We start from the raw sequence: 16,090 nt of genomic DNA, 5'->3' as shown, positions 1-16,090 counted from the left end.
TAACCTGAATCTGAGACAACATCTGGCAAGGCTGGGACGGAAGTCACTGTCGTTCTCAAAATCGGTGGAGCTGCATGACAAGGTCATCGGGCATTATCTGAACATAAAACACTATCAGTAAGTTGGAGTCATTACCTTACCAGAGACGGCATCTGATTAAAAAATAGCCTTAACGAATGGAAGGGACTTCCCCTGATTATGCGCCTGATTAACTCTTGTGCAATCATGGGGTACACATCGTCCCGGAGGAATTCGTTATGACTATCACGACTGTCGGTATCGATCTTGCTAAAAATGTGTTTGCTGTTCACGGTGTTGATCAAAATGGTAGAACTGTTCTGGTTAAGCCTAAAGTATCGCGTGCTGCACTTCCTGAGTTAATTGCAAGTTTGCCTCCCTGTGTTATCGGGATGGAAGCATGCTCCGGGGCTCACTACTGGGCAAGATTGTTTCGGCAGTATGGTCATGAGCCACGTCTGATGGCTGCTAAGTTTGTATCGCCTTATCGTATGGCCGGAAAATCAGGAAAAAATGATGCAGCTGATGCTCAGGCTATCTGTGAAGCTGTTCGTCGTCCGCATATGCGGTTCGTACCAGTGAAAGACGAAAGCCAGCAGGCCATGCAGTGTTTACATCGTACCCGTCAGGGTTTTATCGAAGAGAAAACAGCAACGTATAATCGTCTGCGAGGATTGATATCTGAATTCGGTGTCATCGCGCCACAAAGTGCTGATGCCCTGCGCCACATGGTTTCTGTGCAGAAGAGCTCTTTACCGCTTCAGGTTCAGCAATGTGTTGATGATTTGATGGAACACGTTGATCGCATTGAAGCTAACATCACTGAATATGACCGAATTTTGTCCCACATAGCCAAAACAGATCATCGCAGTCAGCGGCTGATGGAGCTAAAGGGCGTTGGTCCCACAACGGCCTGTGCACTGGTCGCCAGTATCGGTAATGCACATGATTTTAAAAATGGACGTCAACTGGCAGCCTGGCTGGGGCTGACGCCATCACAATACAGCAGCGGGGGAAAGTCGAAACTCGGCAGGATCACAAAAGCCGGTGATTCGTATCTGCGAACGCTTCTGGTTCAGGGGGCTCGTTCAGTGCTTATTGGCGCCGGGAAAAGGACTGACTCATTCAGCCGTTGGGTTTGTATGTTGGTTGAGCGCAGAGGGTACTGGCGGGCTGTTGTGGCCATCGCCGCCAAAAATGCGCGGCTGTGTTGGGCATCACTACATTACGGTGATGATTTCCGGCTGTACTCAGTCAACTAAAGCTCGAAGCTGTATAACCATCTGACCTGCAATTCGTTGATGATAAAGGGTTAGACCCCGTGAGGCCTATCTGGCTATTGTACAGGATATACGTATCCGCTTAACGAACAAGAACCTCACGCGCGTCTTTCATCAGGGCCCGAATCGATGACGATTCATCATGGCCGTTTATAGTACCGCAGTCTCTCCCCTTTATTTTTACTGAAGAGCAGACAGAAACCATAAATACCGGCTTTGACATGCCGGGGAAGTCCTTATAGTACAATAATTTTCGATATCCAAACTGACCCCATATAACCCGGCGTCATTTTTTTTCCTGACGGCTTCGCGCGTATCTTCCGGACTCAGTCCCGGGAAAACCGGTACCGTGGGGGTGTCTTCGGTAAAAAGGATCCGCTGACGGTCTTCCGCTGGCAGATTTTTCCAGGGAGTGTCGATGTCATACCCCAGCGTCACCAGAATATCCCGCAGATTCTGTCCGTGCCAGGCCGGGGGCCAGGAAGCAATAGCCCTTTCACGGATACTAAGTGAAGGATCGGGCACCATCAGTGTTTCAGTTACCTCATAGATATGGCCCAGACAATGGCAAGAAGGGCATGCCCCCTGCGGCGTGTTGGGAGAAAAATCCTCGGCATACAGCATCGGCTGTCCGGCAAGATAAGCGCCCGCCCGTGAGTACATAGACGGCAGGCGAGCTGTGTTACGCAGTCAGGTTCTGGAACTGCATAACATCAGCCATGGCTCTGCTGGCGCAAGAAGTATCGCCATCATGGCAACCCTGAGAGACTTCAAAATGGGACGCTGGCTTGCTGGCAGGCTCATGAAAGAACTGGGGCTGGTGAGTTGTCAGCAGCCTACCCACCGGTATAAACGTGGTGGTCATGAACACATCGTTATCCCGAATCACCTTGAGCGACAGTTCGCAGTGACAGAACCTACCAAGTGTGGTGTGGCGATGTGACGTATATCTGGACAGGTAAACGTTGGCCTTACCTCGCTGTTGTTCTCGATATGTTCGCAAGGAAACCGGTGAGCTGGGCAATGTCATTCTCGCCGGACAGCAAGCTGACCATCAAAGCGCTGGAAATGGCGTGGGAAGCTCGCGGTAAACCAGCCGGAGTGATGTTCCATAGTGACAGTAATAATGCCGATGTCAGTCTTTACCACCACTTAGTTTGCCGTTTAACCAGATTGGTGTGATTACTGATGCAGTGAAGACCTTCCCGCATCCTGACTCACACAGCGATCGACCTTTTGTGTCCTGCCCTGGACCCGTCGGTTGCCGGAAGCGCCTTCATGCGAGGCATCTCCTCACCGATGCGCGTGACTCAAGAAGGGCCTGACGGCTTGTCTCGTTACTGTCCTGTCCGGGTTATCTGTCTGGAGATTCAACTCTGTTTCCTCACAGGAGCTCTGTCATGGTTGATAAAGTTACCGAAGCTGCCGTTGTGGGTGGCGTGGATACACATAAAGATTTGCACGTTGCCGCTGTCGTAGATCAGAACAATAAAGTCCTTGGGACTCAGTATTTCTCCACAACACGACAAGGTTACCGGCAGATGCTGGCATGGATGACCTCGTTTGGGACATTAAAGCGAATTGGTGTTGAGTGCACAGGTACCTATGGTTCCGGTTTGCTTCGTTATTTTCAGAACGCCGGGTTAGAAGTTCTTGAGGTGACTGCTCCAGACCGGATGGAGCGACGCAAACGGGGTAAAAGTGACACAATTGATGCTGAATGTGCCGCTCATGCAGCATTCTCAGGCATCAGGACAGTTACTCCCAAAACGCGTGATGGCATGATTGAGTCCCTGCGGGTATTAAAAACTTGCCGAAAAACAGCAATATCAGCCCGCAGAGTCGCTCTCCAGATTATCCATTCAAATATTATCTCTGCCCCGGATGAATTACGTGAACAGCTCAGAAATATGACGCGCATGCAGCTCATCAGGACCCTGGGTTCCTGGAGACCTGATGCCAGTGAATACCGCAATGTAACCAACGTTTATCGCATTTCATTAAAGTCCCTTGCCCGACGCTATCTCGAGTTACATGACGAAATCGCTGATCTGGATGTCATGATTGCGGCAATTGTCGACGAGTTGGCACCTGAGCTGATTAAACGTAATGCTATCGGATACGAAAGCGCTTCACAGTTGCTGATCACTGCCGGAGACAATCCTCAACGGTTAAGATCAGAATCAGGATTTGCGGCACTGTGTGGTGTCAGCCCGGTCCCCGTTTCTTCTGGAAAAACGAACCGTTACCGACTTAATCGTGGTGGAGATCGTGCTGCAAATAGTGCACTTCACATCATCGCCATCGGACGCTTACGAACTGACGCAAAAACAAAGGAATATGTCGCCAGGCGTGTAGCCGAAGGACATACAAAAATGGAAGCGATACGCTGTCTAAAGCGATATATCTCCCGCGAAGTTTACACGTTACTGCGCAATCAAAACAGGCGGATCAACAGTATCCCGATAACAGCTTGACTCTTAGAAGGGCGTCCAGGGTAGCCTCTATACAAGCAGGCAGTTCCGGCAGTTACTGTGGAGTTGCCGGATCGGGCAGAGTATGAGCCGACGTGGAAACTGTTGGGACACTCATTCTAATATACTTTCAAATACCGGATCGGACTGACCCGTGCTGGGATTGGCTCGAATGCCTTTGTGTTGACCTGTCGTCCGATTCTGGTATTTCCCGGGCATAGCCGGGCCCAGCGTTTGTGACCTGATAGGAGCTTTGTGCTGCATCTTGAGTGTCCTGTCCTGCGATGGGGATGGTTGTGCTACTGATATCTGGGAGGTAAACCATGCAAAACAATTTTCAATCTCCTGAAAGCGTGATCCTGGGTGTCGATACACACCTTGATATTCATGTCGGTGCTGTTATCAGTCAGGCGGGTAAGCTGCTTGGTACTCGCATTATTCAAACAAATCAAATTGGCTATCAGGAGCTATTTGATTGGGCTAAATCTTTTGGAGTTCTCGAACGAGCAGGTATTGAAGGAACCGGAACTTATGGTGCTGCATTAACACGTTTTCTTATTAAAAATGGTATTTATGTTGTTGAAGTTAACCGACCAGACCGCTCAAAACGCCGCCTTGAAGGAAAGTCAGATCCACTGGATGCAGAGAATGCAGCCCGCACCGTACTTTCGGGGAGCAGCAAAGCCATACCCAAAATGCAATCCGGCGCGTGTGAAGCTCTCCGGATAATTAGCGTTGCCCGACGTAGCGCTGTAAAAGCCCGTACTCAGGCGATTAACCAGCTTCGTTCGCTGCTGGTTAGTGCACCGCAGGATGTCCGCGACAAACTCTGGAAATCGAAACCACACGAGTGCGTAGCTGCCTGTATTAACTGCGGCGTATAGCTCTGTACAGCACGCTTAGAAGCCTTGCGAAACGATGGGGGGCACTGACTGAAGAGTTGAATGAACTGGACGAATCGCTGGATAAACTGACCCGTAAATATGCCAGTAACCTTCGTAGCCAGTTTGGCGTAGGGCCACAGACGGCAGCCACACTGCTGGCAGTTGCAGGTGATAATCCCGAACGTTTAAAAAATGAAGCAGCACTGGCATCGCTTTGTGGCGTAAATCCGCTGCCAGCATCATCAGGAAAAACAGTCAGGCACAGATTAAATCGAGGTGGCTCACGTGAAGCAAACAATGCCCTGTGGGCAATAGCCCTTGTGCGTATGCGAAGTGATCCGCGGACAAGAATCTATGTCGACAGACGAACTGGTGAAGGGCTATCGACCAAAGAGATCCTGAGATGTCTAAAACGCTACATCGTCCGTGAACTCTACCCATTGATTTTATCAGATCTCACATATGCCAATCGCCCGCTCTTGACATAGGAGCGTCAACAGCCCGATGGAACGCTTCTTCCGTAGTCTGAAAAACGAGTGGGTGCCGGTGACAGGTTATATAAACTTTAGCGAAGCTGCTCATGCGATCACAGACTATATCGTCAGGTATTACAGCTCGCTAAGGTCGCATGACTATAACGGTGGATTACCCCCAAACGAATCGGAAAACCGATACTGGAAAAACTCTAAAGCGGTGGCCAGTTTTAGTTGACCATATATGGACGCCCCGGGTGATGCAAGTACTAGTTCGATGCGGTTTGCGACCATATATCCGGCGTCGTTAGTAGGTTCAATGACCTGCGCCATGATGTTATCCGAGCCCTGTTTCCTAATCACTACACCGGTATTTGATTACCCAGGTCAACTTCAGGCTGTTACAGGGACGGCAACCGTGTCAGCACATCCTTGAGATAGGCATACGGATCGTGCCCATTATTACGGGCCGACTGGATCAAACTCATGATCGCAGCAGCGCGCTTGAGCATGCGAACCCACGCCGAGCATTTGAGAAGGCAACGGGATGAACGCTGGCTGGATAGCCGTGGTTTTGTGGGTAGGCAGCCGAATCCATTTGTGGTCGAGGTTGGCATTGAGGCTGTAGCCCAAGGCGATGTTTGCGATGGAGGCACCGGGTTCAGAACACTCCTGAATGACCTGAGCCTTGAAAGATTTGCTGTAGGTACGGCGCTGAGGGCGCATGGAAAATCCGCTTGATGGGCCATGGCCTTCGGAGGCGGTGTCGGGAAGGTGTGTTGGCCGGACGGATACTGTTGAACTACGTTGTCTGGGGCAACGGAAGTGTTTCGGCCCGACTCTGGAACGCGATCCGCAGCGACGACTGGGCAATTCCGCACGTTGGCCTGAGCAGCCTCGGGGAAATCGTCGTCTGGGCGCGCCCAGACGAGTTTCCGCCAAGGAACATGCAGACGAGCAAGGGGCTGCGGGCACTCGGCTACAACGTGAGGATCGGTGTTTGATCGAGGCGCCTGTGGCACACGCAGGCTGAGGAGCTAGGCGCTGTCCATTGCCTGATCAGGCCGCCCCCCTGTGCCTTGCCTGAGCAGTTGACCTGCATCAATGGGGCGGGAGAACGCTGCACATTGACTCTTGACTCTTGAAGTTATTCATAGTAGGTCTAATATTACAAAGTATTGCAAGGATTTCCTTGGCCGGAACCGCAAAGCGACGCGATTGGAGAGGGTGAGATGAAAGCGCACCTACAGGTGATTTTCACGCTCGATGAATTGGCTGCGTACTTGAAAGTCGGCAAGCGGACGCTTTATCGGCTCGCCGCACACGGGGAAATTCCGGCTTTCAAGGTGGGCGGGACGTGGCGGCTTCGTCAAAGTGAAATCGATCAGTGCATCAATGATCAGACCCGAGCCGGAGCAAAGAAGGAGGTGATGCGCAAGCGTGAACAGCAGAAGTCATCCGAGCAGCCCGTGTCGCCTGGGCGCACTGCCCGTCGCAGCAGGCAAAGGGCTTGAGTAACTCGTTTTCCAATTTTTCTGGAGGTATGACATGGACATCGATTTCAAGAAGTTGGCTCCCTGGAACTGGTTCAAGAACGAGCAGCAAGAGCAGCAGACCGCCTCTTCCCTGCCGGTGCAGCGCAATGACCTGCCAGCGGCGAGCGGGCCAGTCAGCCCGATCCTGCAACTGCATCGGGAAATCGACCGGCTGTTCGATGACGCATTCCGGGGCTTCGGTTTTCCGGCGTTGAACATGCCGCAGTGGCCATCCGATTGGTCGGGCATGCTGAAGCCGGCCCTGGACATCCAGGAAACCGACAAGCAGTACAAGATTACCCTGGAAGTGCCCGGTGTCGAGGAGAAGGACATCCAGATAACTCTCGACAACGACGTGCTGATGGTGCGTGGCGAGAAGCGCCAGGAACAGGAGAAGAAGGAAGGTGGCTTCCACCGTGTGGAGCGCTCCTACGGCAGCTTTCAGCGTGCCTTGAACCTGCCTGACGACGCCAACCAGGATTCGATCAAGGCATCGTTCAAGAACGGGGTGCTCACGGTCACGATCGACAAGCGCGAGGTCAGCGCGCCGAAGCAGGGACGCTCGATCCCGATCAACGGCTGACGTCGCCGGCTCGTTCGTCACAAGAAAAACCCGGCACGAGACGAGGAGTCGCGGCTCGCGATGCCTCGTCGCCTCAACCTTGTCAACCTTCTCAGGAGCATCAGCATGGCCAGAAAACAATGCCAGGTCTGCGGCCAACCCGCCACCGTGCGGGTGGAAGCCAATCTCAACGGTCGTAACAGCACCATGCTGTTGTGCGACGACCATTACCGGCAATTAGTGCGCCAGCAAAAGCGCACCGTTTCGCCGCTGGAAGCCTTGTTCGGCTCGCGCAGCGGCCTGTTCGAGGACTTCCTCGGCAGTGACTTCTTCCGCATCGGCGAAAACGCGACGCCAGTTGCCGCCGATACCGATGACGTGGTCGATGCCTCGTTTGGCGAGCCCGCCACCGCAGGTTCGGGTGCGCCGCGCCGTCGCGGCAGTGGGTTGGCCAGCCGCATCAGCGAACAGTCGGAAGCCTTGCTGCAGGAGGCCGCCAAACACGCTGCCGAATTTGGCCGCTCCGAGGTGGATACCGAACATCTGCTGCTGGCGCTGGCCGACAGCGACGTGGTCAAGACCATCCTGGGTCAGTTCAAGATCAAGGTCGATGACCTCAAGCGGCAGATCGAGTCTGAGGCCAAGCGCGGGGACAAGCCCTTCGAGGGCGAGATCGGCGTGTCGCCGCGCGTGAAGGATGCGCTCAGCCGCGCCTTCGTGGCCTCCAATGAACTCGGCCATTCTTATGTCGGTCCAGAGCATTTCCTGATCGGTCTGGCCGAGGAAGGCGAAGGGCTGGCCGCCAACCTGCTGCGCCGCTACGGCCTGACGCCGCAGGCGCTGCGCCAACAGGTCAGCAAGGTGGTCGGCAAGGGCGCCGAGGATGGCCGCGCTGAGACGCCGACCAACACGCCAGAACTCGACAAGTACTCGCGCGACCTGACCAAGATGGCGCGCGACGGCAAGCTCGACCCGGTGATCGGCCGCGCGCAGGAGATCGAAACCACCATCGAGGTGCTGGCCCGGCGCAAGAAGAACAACCCGGTGCTGATCGGCGAGCCGGGTGTGGGCAAGACCGCCATCGTCGAAGGGCTGGCGCAGCGCATGGTGGCGGGTGAAGTGCCCGAGACCTTGCGCGACAAGCGCCTGGTGGAACTCAACATCAACGCCATGGTGGCCGGCGCCAAATATCGCGGCGAGTTCGAGGAGCGCGTGCAGAAGGTGCTGAAGGAGGTGACCGAGCACCAGGGCGAGCTGATTTTGTTCATCGACGAGGTGCACACCATCGTCGGTGCCGGCCAGGGCGGTGGCGAAGGCGGGCTGGACGTGGCCAACGTGTTCAAACCGATGATGGCGCGCGGTGAACTCAACCTGATCGGCGCCACGACGCTGAACGAGTACCAGAAATACATCGAGAAGGATGCCGCACTGGAGCGGCGCTTCCAGCCGGTGACGGTGCCCGAGCCGACGGTGGCCCAGGCCATCATGATTCTGCGCGGCCTGCGCGACACCTTCGAGGCGCACCACAAGGTCAGCATCTCCGAGGACGCGATCATCGCGGCGGCCGAGTTGTCCGACCGCTACATCACGGCGCGCTTCCTGCCGGACAAGGCGATCGACCTGCTCGACCAGGCGGCCGCGCGCGTGAAGCTGTCGGCCACGGCCCGGCCGGTGGCCGTGCAGGAGCTGGAGTCCGAACTGCACCAGCTACGGCGTGAACAGGATTACGTGGCCGCGCGCAAGCAGTACGACCAGGCCGCCGAGCTCGGCAAGCGCATCGAAGCCAAGGAGGCCGAGCTCAAGAAGCTCGTCGAGGACTGGGAGCGGGAGCGGGCCTCCGGCAGTGCCGAGGTCAAGGCGGAACACGTGGCGCAGATCGTCTCGCGCCTGACCGGCATCCCGGTCAACGAGTTGACGGTGGAAGAGCGCGAAAAGCTGCTGCACTTGGAACAACGGCTGCACGAGCGCCTGGTGGGACAAGACGAGGCGGTCCGTGCCGTGGCCGATGCCGTGCGGCTATCCCGCGCCGGCCTGCGCGAAGGCGGTAAACCGGTGGCTACCTTCCTGTTTCTGGGCCCGACCGGGGTGGGCAAGACCGAGCTCGCCAAGGCATTGGCCGAATCGATCTACGGCGATGAGCACGCCCTGTTGCGCATCGACATGTCGGAATATGGCGAACGCCATACCGTGGCGCGGCTGGTGGGCGCGCCTCCGGGCTATGTCGGTTACGACGAAGGCGGTCAGCTCACCGAGAAGGTGCGGCGCAAGCCCTACAGCGTGCTGCTGCTCGACGAGATCGAGAAGGCACACCCTGACGTCTACAACATCCTGCTGCAAGTGTTCGACGACGGTCGCCTCACCGACGGCAAGGGCCGGGTGGTGGATTTCACCAACACCATCATCATCGCCACGTCCAACCTGGGTTCGGACATCATCCAGCGACGGCTGAAGGCGCGTGAGGCGGCTGGCGAGGAGTACGAAAAGACCAAGGCCGAGGTCATGGACGTGCTGCGCGGCCACTTCCGGCCCGAGTTCCTCAACCGCATCGACGAGATCATCGTCTTCCATGCGCTGGGCAAGGAGGAGATCCGCCACATCGTCGGCCTGCAGCTCGATCGCGTGGCGCGCAGCGCCGCCAGCCAGGGCGTGACGCTCACTTTCGATCAGACGCTGATCGACCATTTCGCGGAAGAAGGCTACAAGCCCGAGTTCGGTGCGCGTGAACTCAAGCGCCTGATCCGCAGCGAGCTGGAAACTGCGCTGGCGCGCGAGATGCTCGGTGGCGGCATCGGCAAGGGCGATCACGCCAGCGCACGCTGGGACGACAAGGCCGAACGCGTGGTGTTCGAACGCAAAGAGCCACCGCAGACCCCGGCCGAGCCGGAGCAGCCGGATGTCGCGAAGGCGACCGAGACGCCTCACGGCGACGCTGGCAAAGACTCGAGCAAGAAGAAGTCGGCGAGCGACGCATCTTGATGGCGGGCGAGGCTGCCGTGTCCGACTCCATCAGCCTGGCATGGGCAGCCTCCCTGGCATCGATCGCGGTGGCGGTCGTCTACAAGCGTGATCCGCGGTCGGCCACGCCGTGGGGGCTGCTCATCAGCGGCGGCACTGCCCTCCCGCTCGCTGGCCATCCGTTTGCGTGACGGTGCGGCCCGTCTGTTCACCTGATCCTCTGGCAACTCGACTTTCGAGGAACACGGTCCATGGAAAAAAAGAATCAATGGAATACCGGCTACTGGATCGTTGCCCTCCTGCTGTTGCTGAGTTTGCAGAGCTACTGGCAGACGGCGAAAACCGTCGAGCCGGTGCCCTACAGCGAGTTCGAGAAGGCGCTGGACGAGGGGCGCGTGGCCGAAGTGCTGGTGTCGGATCGTACGGTGACCGGGCGCCTGAAGTCGCCGGACAGCCGGGGCAAGACGACGATCGTGGCAACGAGGGTCGAACCCGATCTTGCCGATCGCCTGTCGAAGTACGACGTACCCTATGCCCGCGTGTTGGAGAGCACCTGGCTGAGCGATGTGCTGTCGTGGATCCTGCCAGCGGTATCCTTCTTTGGCGTCTGGTTCTTCCTGTTCCGCCGCTTCGCCGAGAAGCAGGGCATGGGCGGGTTTCTCAACATCGGTAAGAGCCGCGCCAAGGTGTTCGTGGAAAAGAACACCGGTGTGACGTTCGCCGATGTGGCGGGGGGGGGATGAGGCCAAGGCGGAGCTGGTCGCGATCGTCGATTTCCTGAAGAATCCGCAGGACTATGGCCGTCTCGGGGCGCGCATTCCCAAGGGCGTGTTGCTGGTCGGCCCACCGGGCACCGGCAAGACATTGCTGGCCAAGGCTGTTGCCGGGTGGCCGAATCGACCCAGGCGCGCATCGATCAGGCTATCCGCGACATCGTGATGGGCGTGTTCGAGCGCGCCTACCGGATTCTCGACATCAACCGCGCGGTGCTGGAGCGCTGCGCGCGCGAGCTGCTGGCGCGGGAAACGCTCGACGAAAGCGATATCCGTCAATTGACTCAAGGACTTGTTCGGAACTGAAAACAGTAGTAGCTGCCATTCAGAGTAAACCGACGGCTCTGTTCAGTGCGTCATCCAATTCGTCGGCATTGTTCAAGGAGAACCGATATGTCTGCATTGACTCCGTGGGACCCCTTCCGGGAACTGGATGAATTGCAAAACCGCCTGGCGACGATGTCCGGACGAATACCCCAGCGACAGGGCGCCCGTACCGGCAACGAAGCCATGACCACGGCGGACTGGGCTCCAATGGCGGACATCAGCGAGGATGAGAACGCATTCCTCCTCAAGCTGGATCTGCCGGATGTCCCCAAGGATGCCGTGCGCGTCAGCGCGGAAAACGGTGTGCTCACCATCAGCGGCGAGCGCAAACTGGAAAAAGAGGAGCAGGGCAAGAAGTTCCACCGCATCGAACGTGCCTATGGCCGCTTTGTGCGCAGCTTTGTCTTGCCTGACAACGTTGATCCGACCAAGGTGACGGCTTCCATGAAAGACGGCGTGCTGGAAGTGCGGCTTGTCAAGGCCGAGCAAGCCAAACCGAAACAGATTGAAATCTCAGTCAACTAACTTCAATCAAGAGCCCAAGATCATGAATATCAAACAGCCACAATACACCTTCTCCGCACTTGCCCTGGCGGTTGTCGTCGGACTGAGCGGACCGGCTCTGGCCCAATCGGCGGCAGGTTCTAGCCCAGGTGCTTCAGCACCCTCTGCCGCATCCAAGGCGGCACAGCCACAGGTAGATGACAAGGCCGCCCGGGAAGCCGATAAAAAGCGTGCCGAGCTCACTCAAGACGCCATCACGGTGCTCACCAAGACCCAGGAGGCTTTGACCCTCCTTGATGCAAACAAGACCAAGGAGGCGCTTGCTGCGCTGGAACTGGCCAGCGGAAAGCTGGAACTGGTATTGGCACGCGACGCCAAACTTGCTTTGGCGCCGGTCGATGTACGCGTCATCACCCACGATATCCACGCCAACGTGGAATCGGTAAAGAAAGCGGTCAAGTTGTCTCGGGAGTTGTTGGGTGATGGCGAGGTGCAAAAGGCCCGGCCCATCGTTGCCAATCTGGCCAGCGAAATCGTAATCCAAACCGACAACCTTCCGATGGCAACGTACCCGGCAGCGATCAAGTCGGCCGCACGGCTCATCGACAGCGGCAAGATCGACAACGCCAAAGCGGAACTCGCCCGAGCACTGAACACGCTGGTGGTGACCTCGGTCGCCTTTCCTCTGCCCGTGCTACGGGCCGAAGCCGCGATGGCAAAAGCTGAAAAGCTGGCCGAGACCGACAGGCGCGATGCCAAGCAGAACGAGGAGCTCAGCACCTTGCTGTCGTCCGTGCGCACGGAGATCGAGATGGCGCAGATCCTGGGTTATGGCAAGAAGGCGGACTTCAAACCCATCTTCGATCAGGTGAAGTCCATTGAGCAAAAGTCGGCTGGTGGCAAAAGCGGCAAGGGATGGTTCGACGAGTTGAAGACGCGCATCCAAAAGCTGTTTTGAGGTGATGAAGGGGCTGACTGCTCTGTCGGTCAGTCTCGCGATGTTCGCATTCAGCCCCAATAGATTCGCCTATTTTCACTATCTCATACGAGGCATATCACCATGAATGAGCAAACACCGAATCCCAATGCGACGAACGAAGGAAAAAACGAACAGGCCGCGGTAAGCAGCCTTCCTGTCAGTCCAGAGTCCAAGCCTGAAGTCGTCACGGAGGTACAGCCTGAGGTTCAGAAAGAAACGGACTCGCAGGCGGCAGACAAACGTAAACAAGTCCTCGATGAGGCAGTCTCGGCCTTGTCGCTGACCAAATCAGCGCTGGCCGCACTTGACGGCAAGGACACTGCACGCGCATTGGCAACGCTGGCCGAAGTGACGGGAAAGCTGGAGCTGATCGTCGCGCGCGAACCCACGCTCGCCCTGGCCGGCGTTGATGTGCGCACCATCGTGCACGACTTGTTCGCCAACACGGAAACCATTGAGGCGATGACCGACGAGGCGCTGGATGCCCTCAAACATGGCGAGGTGCAACAGGCTCGCCACGTGCTGGCTTTGCTGGCCAGTGAAATCGTGATCACGGTCACCAGCATCCCTTTGGCGTCCTATCCCGCAGCCGTGAAGGCAGTCGTGCCGCTGATCGATCAGGGCAAGATCGAAGAAGCCAAAGCCGCGCTGCAGTCAGCGCTCAGCACGCTGGTCGAGGAGCGCAGCGTGCTTCCGCTGCCCGTCCTGCGTGCGAAGCTGCTCCTGAAGCGCGCCGAGCCCCTGGTAGAAGATGGTCAGCGCAGCGAAGCATCCAATGAGCGCCTGGAGACATTGTTGAACGAAGCCCGGCAGCAGTTGGAAATGGCAGAACTGCTGGGCTATGGAAAAAGGAAGGACTTTGAGCCCCTGTACGCTGAACTCAAGAAAATCAAGGAAAAGACGGGAGGGGGAGGCTGCGGAAAAGGCTGGCTCGATGAAGTCAAGGCAAAACTGTCCAGGTTGTTCTGAAACCGCTGGAGAGGGGGCGCATAGCGCCCCCTCTCTTGTCCCATGAGTGTTTGATTTTTTATTTTGTATAGATCTTTAGGAGATATTGCATGAAAACAGACACCATCGCCAATTCCAATGCGGATGACCCCACCAAAGCACTGTGTTCGCTGAGCCAAAATTGGTGGCTTTTTGTGCTGCGCGGTGTCTTGGCATTGATTTTTGCAGCCCTCGCGTTCTGGATGCCACAATCGGCTCTGTTGGCCATGACCATCATGTTCGGCGCATTTTCCTTGGTCAATGGCGCGTTCAACTTGTTTGCAGCGGTGCGCCATATCCAGAAAAAAGAGCGCTGGGGCTGGCTGCTGTTCAGCGGCATTGTCGGCATACTTACGGGCGTCGTCGTCCTGGTTGCTCCTTGGGTCGCCACGATAGTCTTGGCTTCTTTTTTATGGGCTAGCGTGGGCTTCTGGGCGATTTTCACCGGTGTGCTGGAGATATCCGCCGCCGTTCGGCTGCGTCGGGAAATCAAGGGTGAAATCTGGCTTGCCCTCAGTGGACTGCTCTCGATTATCCTTGGTGCTATCGTCTTGTGGATATTTTTTACCCGTCCGGTCGAGTCATTCGTGGCCGCAGGCTGGCTGTTGGGTTTCCATGCGGCAGTCTATGGCGTCACGCTTTTGTTCTTGAGTTGGAGTCTTCGCAAAACGCGCCTGGGGTAAGAGCGTGCCAAACCAAAATCTATGGATATGAGCATCCTCGATTCATGCCTCCATAGAAATGACATCGAAGGAGTCATACATGCAGATACAATATAGCTATCGAGCTATCGACAAAGAGTTTCATGAACCTTGGCAGAGAGCTTTGGGAAATGTGATCGAGCACGCCCTCAAGCCATTGCTCGACAAACACACTAAAGATTCAGCGCGACTTCAAATCGTCCTTGATCGCGACAAGATCAAGCGGCAATTTCTGGCCAGTGGCTATATGCACCTGCCCGGCAAAAAGATTGTCAGCGTTACTGCATCACATAACGAGCTGACGCCCCTCGCGCAGATGCTCGCACAGTCGTTGTTCCGTCAGGCCAAGAAGCATTTTGACCGACTGCATGCTCAGGATCAAATCAAGCGCAAAGCACGACGCGAGCGCTTGCGCGAGCTCAAGGTGCGGATTGCCGCAAAACCCGCATCAGCCGCCCATGAGGCCGAGGTGACCCGAATGCCTCTACTGTCGAAACTTGAGGCTGTCGCAAGGCGTGAGCTGGCTTATCTGCGGGCCGTCGGCGATTTACCGCGCGATTATCCGACGCTGCGCGACGTGGTGGATGAAGCGATTGTCCGAGCTAAGGTGGAATGGCAATCCGTGCCGGGGGAAAAAGAGGCTTACACCGGTCTTTTGAAGCATCTGTTCGCCGTCCTGGATAACGAAGTGGCAAGCAGCCGGCAATTTGGCGAATCCGTTTCTCTGGACGCGCCGGTCGAACCGGATGCCCAAGACGTGGCCGAGGCCATGGTGGAAGAGGAAATCTTCGAATTTTATCAGCACGATGACACACTCAAGCTGGCCGATATTTTCGCTGGCAGTCAGCATCCCGATGTCGCAACGATCGCGGAACAGGAGGAGCTGATTGATCGGTCGAGCGAGTTCGCTTTTGCATTTGACCTGCTGAAGGACATGCCGCGTTTGTGGCGGTGCATTTTTCTGCTTATCCGTGTGGACGGGCTGAATGCCAGCAGCGTCTCTGAAATCCTGCTGATTCCTAGTAAGGAAGATGCTGTCCGAAGGTGGCTCATGCAGGCCGAAGCATTCATCGCTGCTCATCTGGAAGAGGCCGGAGTAAGCAAAAACGGGAACGATTGGCTCCAAGGCGTTGATTGGTCGGCATTGTCTGTGACCCGAAACGAGGCAGCCTCACTGTGGTCCAAGGAGGCGAACCATGAAGAATGATCTTCACCTTGTCTGCCCGCATTGCCAGTCCATCAACCGCGTACCGACTGCGAAGCTATCGGAACATCCCAACTGTGGCCGCTGCCAGCAGCCCTTGTTCACGGGCGAGCCCATCGAGTTGACCACGGCGACGTTCTCGCGCCACGTGGAGCGCAGCGATCTGCCGCTGCTGGTCGATTTCTGGGCGCCATGGTGCGGGCCGTGCAAGATGATGGCGCCACAGTTCCAGCAAGCGGCGCACCAGCTCGAACCGAGGATCCGGCTGGCGAAGGTGAATACCGAGGCTGAGCCCCACCTGGCCACGCAGTTCGGTATCCGCAGCATCCCGACGCTTGCCCTGTTCCAGGGTGGGCGGGAGATCGCCCGTCAGGCCGGCGTGATGGGCGCGCAGGACATCGTGCGCTGGACGTCGACGCAAGTGGGACGCTGAC

General features: G+C 56.6%; 16 protein-coding genes and 5 pseudogenes. 18 read left to right on the top strand and 3 right to left on the bottom strand.

Annotated features, from left to right (window positions below; all coding sequences use genetic code 11):
• Together JK232_RS22330 and JK232_RS22325 are read left to right on the top strand one after the other, a co-directional pair.
• Positions 1-121: IS1 family transposase (locus JK232_RS22330; protein WP_001481131.1), on the top strand; the 121-nt coding region annotated here is incomplete at its 5' end.
• Positions 122-257: 136 nt separating this feature from the next.
• Positions 258-1,280 carry an IS110 family RNA-guided transposase gene (locus JK232_RS22325; RefSeq protein WP_000156887.1) on the top strand — a complete coding sequence of 341 codons (1,023 nt, stop codon included), beginning with the start codon at positions 258-260 and terminating at the stop codon, positions 1,278-1,280.
• A gap of 198 nt (positions 1,281-1,478) precedes the next feature.
• On the opposite strand, the gene JK232_RS22320 is transcribed toward JK232_RS22325, so the two are convergent.
• Positions 1,479-1,922 (bottom strand): hypothetical protein, encoded by a 444-nt coding sequence (locus JK232_RS22320; RefSeq protein ID WP_246538802.1) that lies wholly within the window; start codon positions 1,920-1,922, stop codon positions 1,479-1,481.
• A gap of 40 nt (positions 1,923-1,962) precedes the next feature.
• On the opposite strand from JK232_RS22320, the pseudogene JK232_RS22315 reads away from it, so the two are divergent.
• From JK232_RS22315 to JK232_RS22300, 4 genes and pseudogenes are all read left to right on the top strand, one after another.
• Positions 1,963-2,426 (top strand): annotated as a pseudogene (locus tag JK232_RS22315) (DDE-type integrase/transposase/recombinase); the annotation flags it as partial.
• Between the two features lie 272 nt (positions 2,427-2,698).
• The gene (locus JK232_RS22310; protein ID WP_000227969.1) at positions 2,699-3,775 is read left to right on the top strand and encodes an IS110 family RNA-guided transposase; all 1,077 of its coding nucleotides are present in this window, start codon (positions 2,699-2,701) and stop codon (positions 3,773-3,775) included.
• 320 nt (positions 3,776-4,095) lie between these two features.
• Positions 4,096-5,144, top strand: a pseudogene (locus JK232_RS23040) (IS110 family RNA-guided transposase).
• 7 nt (positions 5,145-5,151) lie between these two features.
• A pseudogene (locus JK232_RS22300) lies at positions 5,152-5,367 on the top strand (IS3 family transposase); the annotation flags it as partial.
• A 163-nt stretch (positions 5,368-5,530) separates the two neighbouring features.
• Here JK232_RS22300 and JK232_RS22295 read toward each other — a convergent pair.
• Together JK232_RS22295 and JK232_RS22290 are read right to left on the bottom strand one after the other, a co-directional pair.
• Positions 5,531-5,647: pseudogene (locus tag JK232_RS22295) on the bottom strand (transposase domain-containing protein); the annotation flags it as partial.
• Positions 5,592-5,855 carry a transposase gene (locus JK232_RS22290; RefSeq protein WP_039185905.1) on the bottom strand — a complete coding sequence of 88 codons (264 nt, stop codon included), beginning with the start codon at positions 5,853-5,855 and terminating at the stop codon, positions 5,592-5,594. The gene JK232_RS22290 and the pseudogene JK232_RS22295, both read right to left, overlap by 56 nt.
• 14 nt (positions 5,856-5,869) lie before the next feature.
• On the opposite strand from JK232_RS22290, the gene JK232_RS22285 reads away from it, so the two are divergent.
• The 12 genes and pseudogenes from JK232_RS22285 to trx-GI all read left to right on the top strand — a co-directional run bounded on the left by JK232_RS22285 (position 5,870) and on the right by trx-GI (position 16,089).
• The gene (locus tag JK232_RS22285; protein ID WP_001295708.1) at positions 5,870-6,133 is read left to right on the top strand and encodes a hypothetical protein; all 264 of its coding nucleotides are present in this window, start codon (positions 5,870-5,872) and stop codon (positions 6,131-6,133) included.
• A gap of 228 nt (positions 6,134-6,361) precedes the next feature.
• Positions 6,362-6,643, top strand: a complete 282-nt coding sequence (locus JK232_RS22280; protein WP_000643630.1) for a helix-turn-helix domain-containing protein — start codon at positions 6,362-6,364, stop codon at positions 6,641-6,643.
• 34 nt (positions 6,644-6,677) lie between these two features.
• Positions 6,678-7,247: a small heat shock protein sHSP20 gene (hsp20, locus tag JK232_RS22275; RefSeq protein ID WP_000350436.1), complete on the top strand. Its 570-nt coding sequence runs from the start codon at positions 6,678-6,680 to the stop codon at positions 7,245-7,247.
• Positions 7,248-7,352: 105 nt separating this feature from the next.
• Entirely contained in the window at positions 7,353-10,202 is a 2,850-nt protein-coding gene (clpK, locus tag JK232_RS22270; protein WP_212589705.1) for a heat shock survival AAA family ATPase ClpK, read from the top strand.
• Positions 10,203-10,432: 230 nt separating this feature from the next.
• Positions 10,433-11,069, top strand: a pseudogene (locus tag JK232_RS22265) (ATP-dependent metallopeptidase FtsH/Yme1/Tma family protein); the annotation flags it as partial.
• A complete protein-coding gene (locus JK232_RS22260; protein WP_004118789.1) occupies positions 11,069-11,260 on the top strand; it encodes a hypothetical protein in 192 nt (63 codons plus the stop codon). The pseudogene JK232_RS22265 and the gene JK232_RS22260, both read left to right, overlap by 1 nt.
• Before the next feature lie 87 nt (positions 11,261-11,347).
• The gene (gene hsp20-GI / locus JK232_RS22255) at positions 11,348-11,806 is read left to right on the top strand and encodes a small heat shock protein sHSP20-GI (RefSeq protein WP_049082097.1); all 459 of its coding nucleotides are present in this window, start codon (positions 11,348-11,350) and stop codon (positions 11,804-11,806) included.
• 22 nt (positions 11,807-11,828) lie between these two features.
• On the top strand, positions 11,829-12,743 hold the full coding sequence (gene yfdX1 / locus JK232_RS22250) for a heat resistance protein YfdX1 (protein ID WP_064360302.1): 915 nt from the start codon (positions 11,829-11,831) through the stop codon (positions 12,741-12,743).
• A gap of 102 nt (positions 12,744-12,845) precedes the next feature.
• Positions 12,846-13,733 (top strand): heat resistance protein YfdX2, encoded by an 888-nt coding sequence (yfdX2, locus tag JK232_RS22245; protein WP_013307890.1) that lies wholly within the window; start codon positions 12,846-12,848, stop codon positions 13,731-13,733.
• A gap of 89 nt (positions 13,734-13,822) precedes the next feature.
• Positions 13,823-14,434 carry a heat resistance membrane protein HdeD-GI gene (gene hdeD-GI, locus JK232_RS22240; protein ID WP_101982333.1) on the top strand — a complete coding sequence of 204 codons (612 nt, stop codon included), beginning with the start codon at positions 13,823-13,825 and terminating at the stop codon, positions 14,432-14,434.
• Positions 14,435-14,513: 79 nt separating this feature from the next.
• Positions 14,514-15,659 (top strand): hypothetical protein, encoded by a 1,146-nt coding sequence (locus JK232_RS22235; protein WP_045282331.1) that lies wholly within the window; start codon positions 14,514-14,516, stop codon positions 15,657-15,659.
• The gene (gene trx-GI, locus JK232_RS22230) at positions 15,649-16,089 is read left to right on the top strand and encodes a heat resistance system thioredoxin Trx-GI (RefSeq protein WP_000786816.1); all 441 of its coding nucleotides are present in this window, start codon (positions 15,649-15,651) and stop codon (positions 16,087-16,089) included. The genes JK232_RS22235 and trx-GI overlap by 11 nt, the downstream gene beginning before the upstream one ends.
• The last annotated feature ends 1 nt before the right edge of the window (position 16,090 follow it).

Source organism: Nissabacter archeti, from assembly GCF_018257325.1.
Classification (GTDB): Bacteria; Pseudomonadota; Gammaproteobacteria; order Enterobacterales; family Enterobacteriaceae; genus Chimaeribacter; species Chimaeribacter arupi.
The sequence above is the reverse complement of the archived record's forward strand: the minus strand, read 5'-3'. Positions and strand labels throughout refer to the sequence as shown.

Excerpts from the sequence above, each read along its gene's own strand:
- yfdX2 (WP_013307890.1), top strand. The coding sequence starts at position 12,846 with ATGAATGAGCAAACACCGAATCCCAATGCGACGAACGAAGGAAAAAAC.
- JK232_RS22235 (WP_045282331.1), top strand. The coding sequence starts at position 14,514 with ATGCAGATACAATATAGCTATCGAGCTATCGACAAAGAGTTTCATGAA.
- hdeD-GI (WP_101982333.1), top strand. The coding sequence starts at position 13,823 with ATGAAAACAGACACCATCGCCAATTCCAATGCGGATGACCCCACCAAA.
- JK232_RS22280 (WP_000643630.1), top strand. The coding sequence starts at position 6,362 with ATGAAAGCGCACCTACAGGTGATTTTCACGCTCGATGAATTGGCTGCG.
- hsp20 (WP_000350436.1), top strand. The coding sequence starts at position 6,678 with ATGGACATCGATTTCAAGAAGTTGGCTCCCTGGAACTGGTTCAAGAAC.
- yfdX1 (WP_064360302.1), top strand. The coding sequence starts at position 11,829 with ATGAATATCAAACAGCCACAATACACCTTCTCCGCACTTGCCCTGGCG.
- JK232_RS22285 (WP_001295708.1), top strand. The coding sequence starts at position 5,870 with ATGGGCCATGGCCTTCGGAGGCGGTGTCGGGAAGGTGTGTTGGCCGGA.
- clpK (WP_212589705.1), top strand. The coding sequence starts at position 7,353 with ATGGCCAGAAAACAATGCCAGGTCTGCGGCCAACCCGCCACCGTGCGG.
- trx-GI (WP_000786816.1), top strand. The coding sequence starts at position 15,649 with ATGAAGAATGATCTTCACCTTGTCTGCCCGCATTGCCAGTCCATCAAC.
- hsp20-GI (WP_049082097.1), top strand. The coding sequence starts at position 11,348 with ATGTCTGCATTGACTCCGTGGGACCCCTTCCGGGAACTGGATGAATTG.
- JK232_RS22290 (WP_039185905.1), bottom strand. The coding sequence starts at position 5,855 with ATGCGCCCTCAGCGCCGTACCTACAGCAAATCTTTCAAGGCTCAGGTC.
- JK232_RS22310 (WP_000227969.1), top strand. The coding sequence starts at position 2,699 with ATGGTTGATAAAGTTACCGAAGCTGCCGTTGTGGGTGGCGTGGATACA.
- JK232_RS22320 (WP_246538802.1), bottom strand. The coding sequence starts at position 1,922 with ATGCTGTATGCCGAGGATTTTTCTCCCAACACGCCGCAGGGGGCATGC.
- JK232_RS22325 (WP_000156887.1), top strand. The coding sequence starts at position 258 with ATGACTATCACGACTGTCGGTATCGATCTTGCTAAAAATGTGTTTGCT.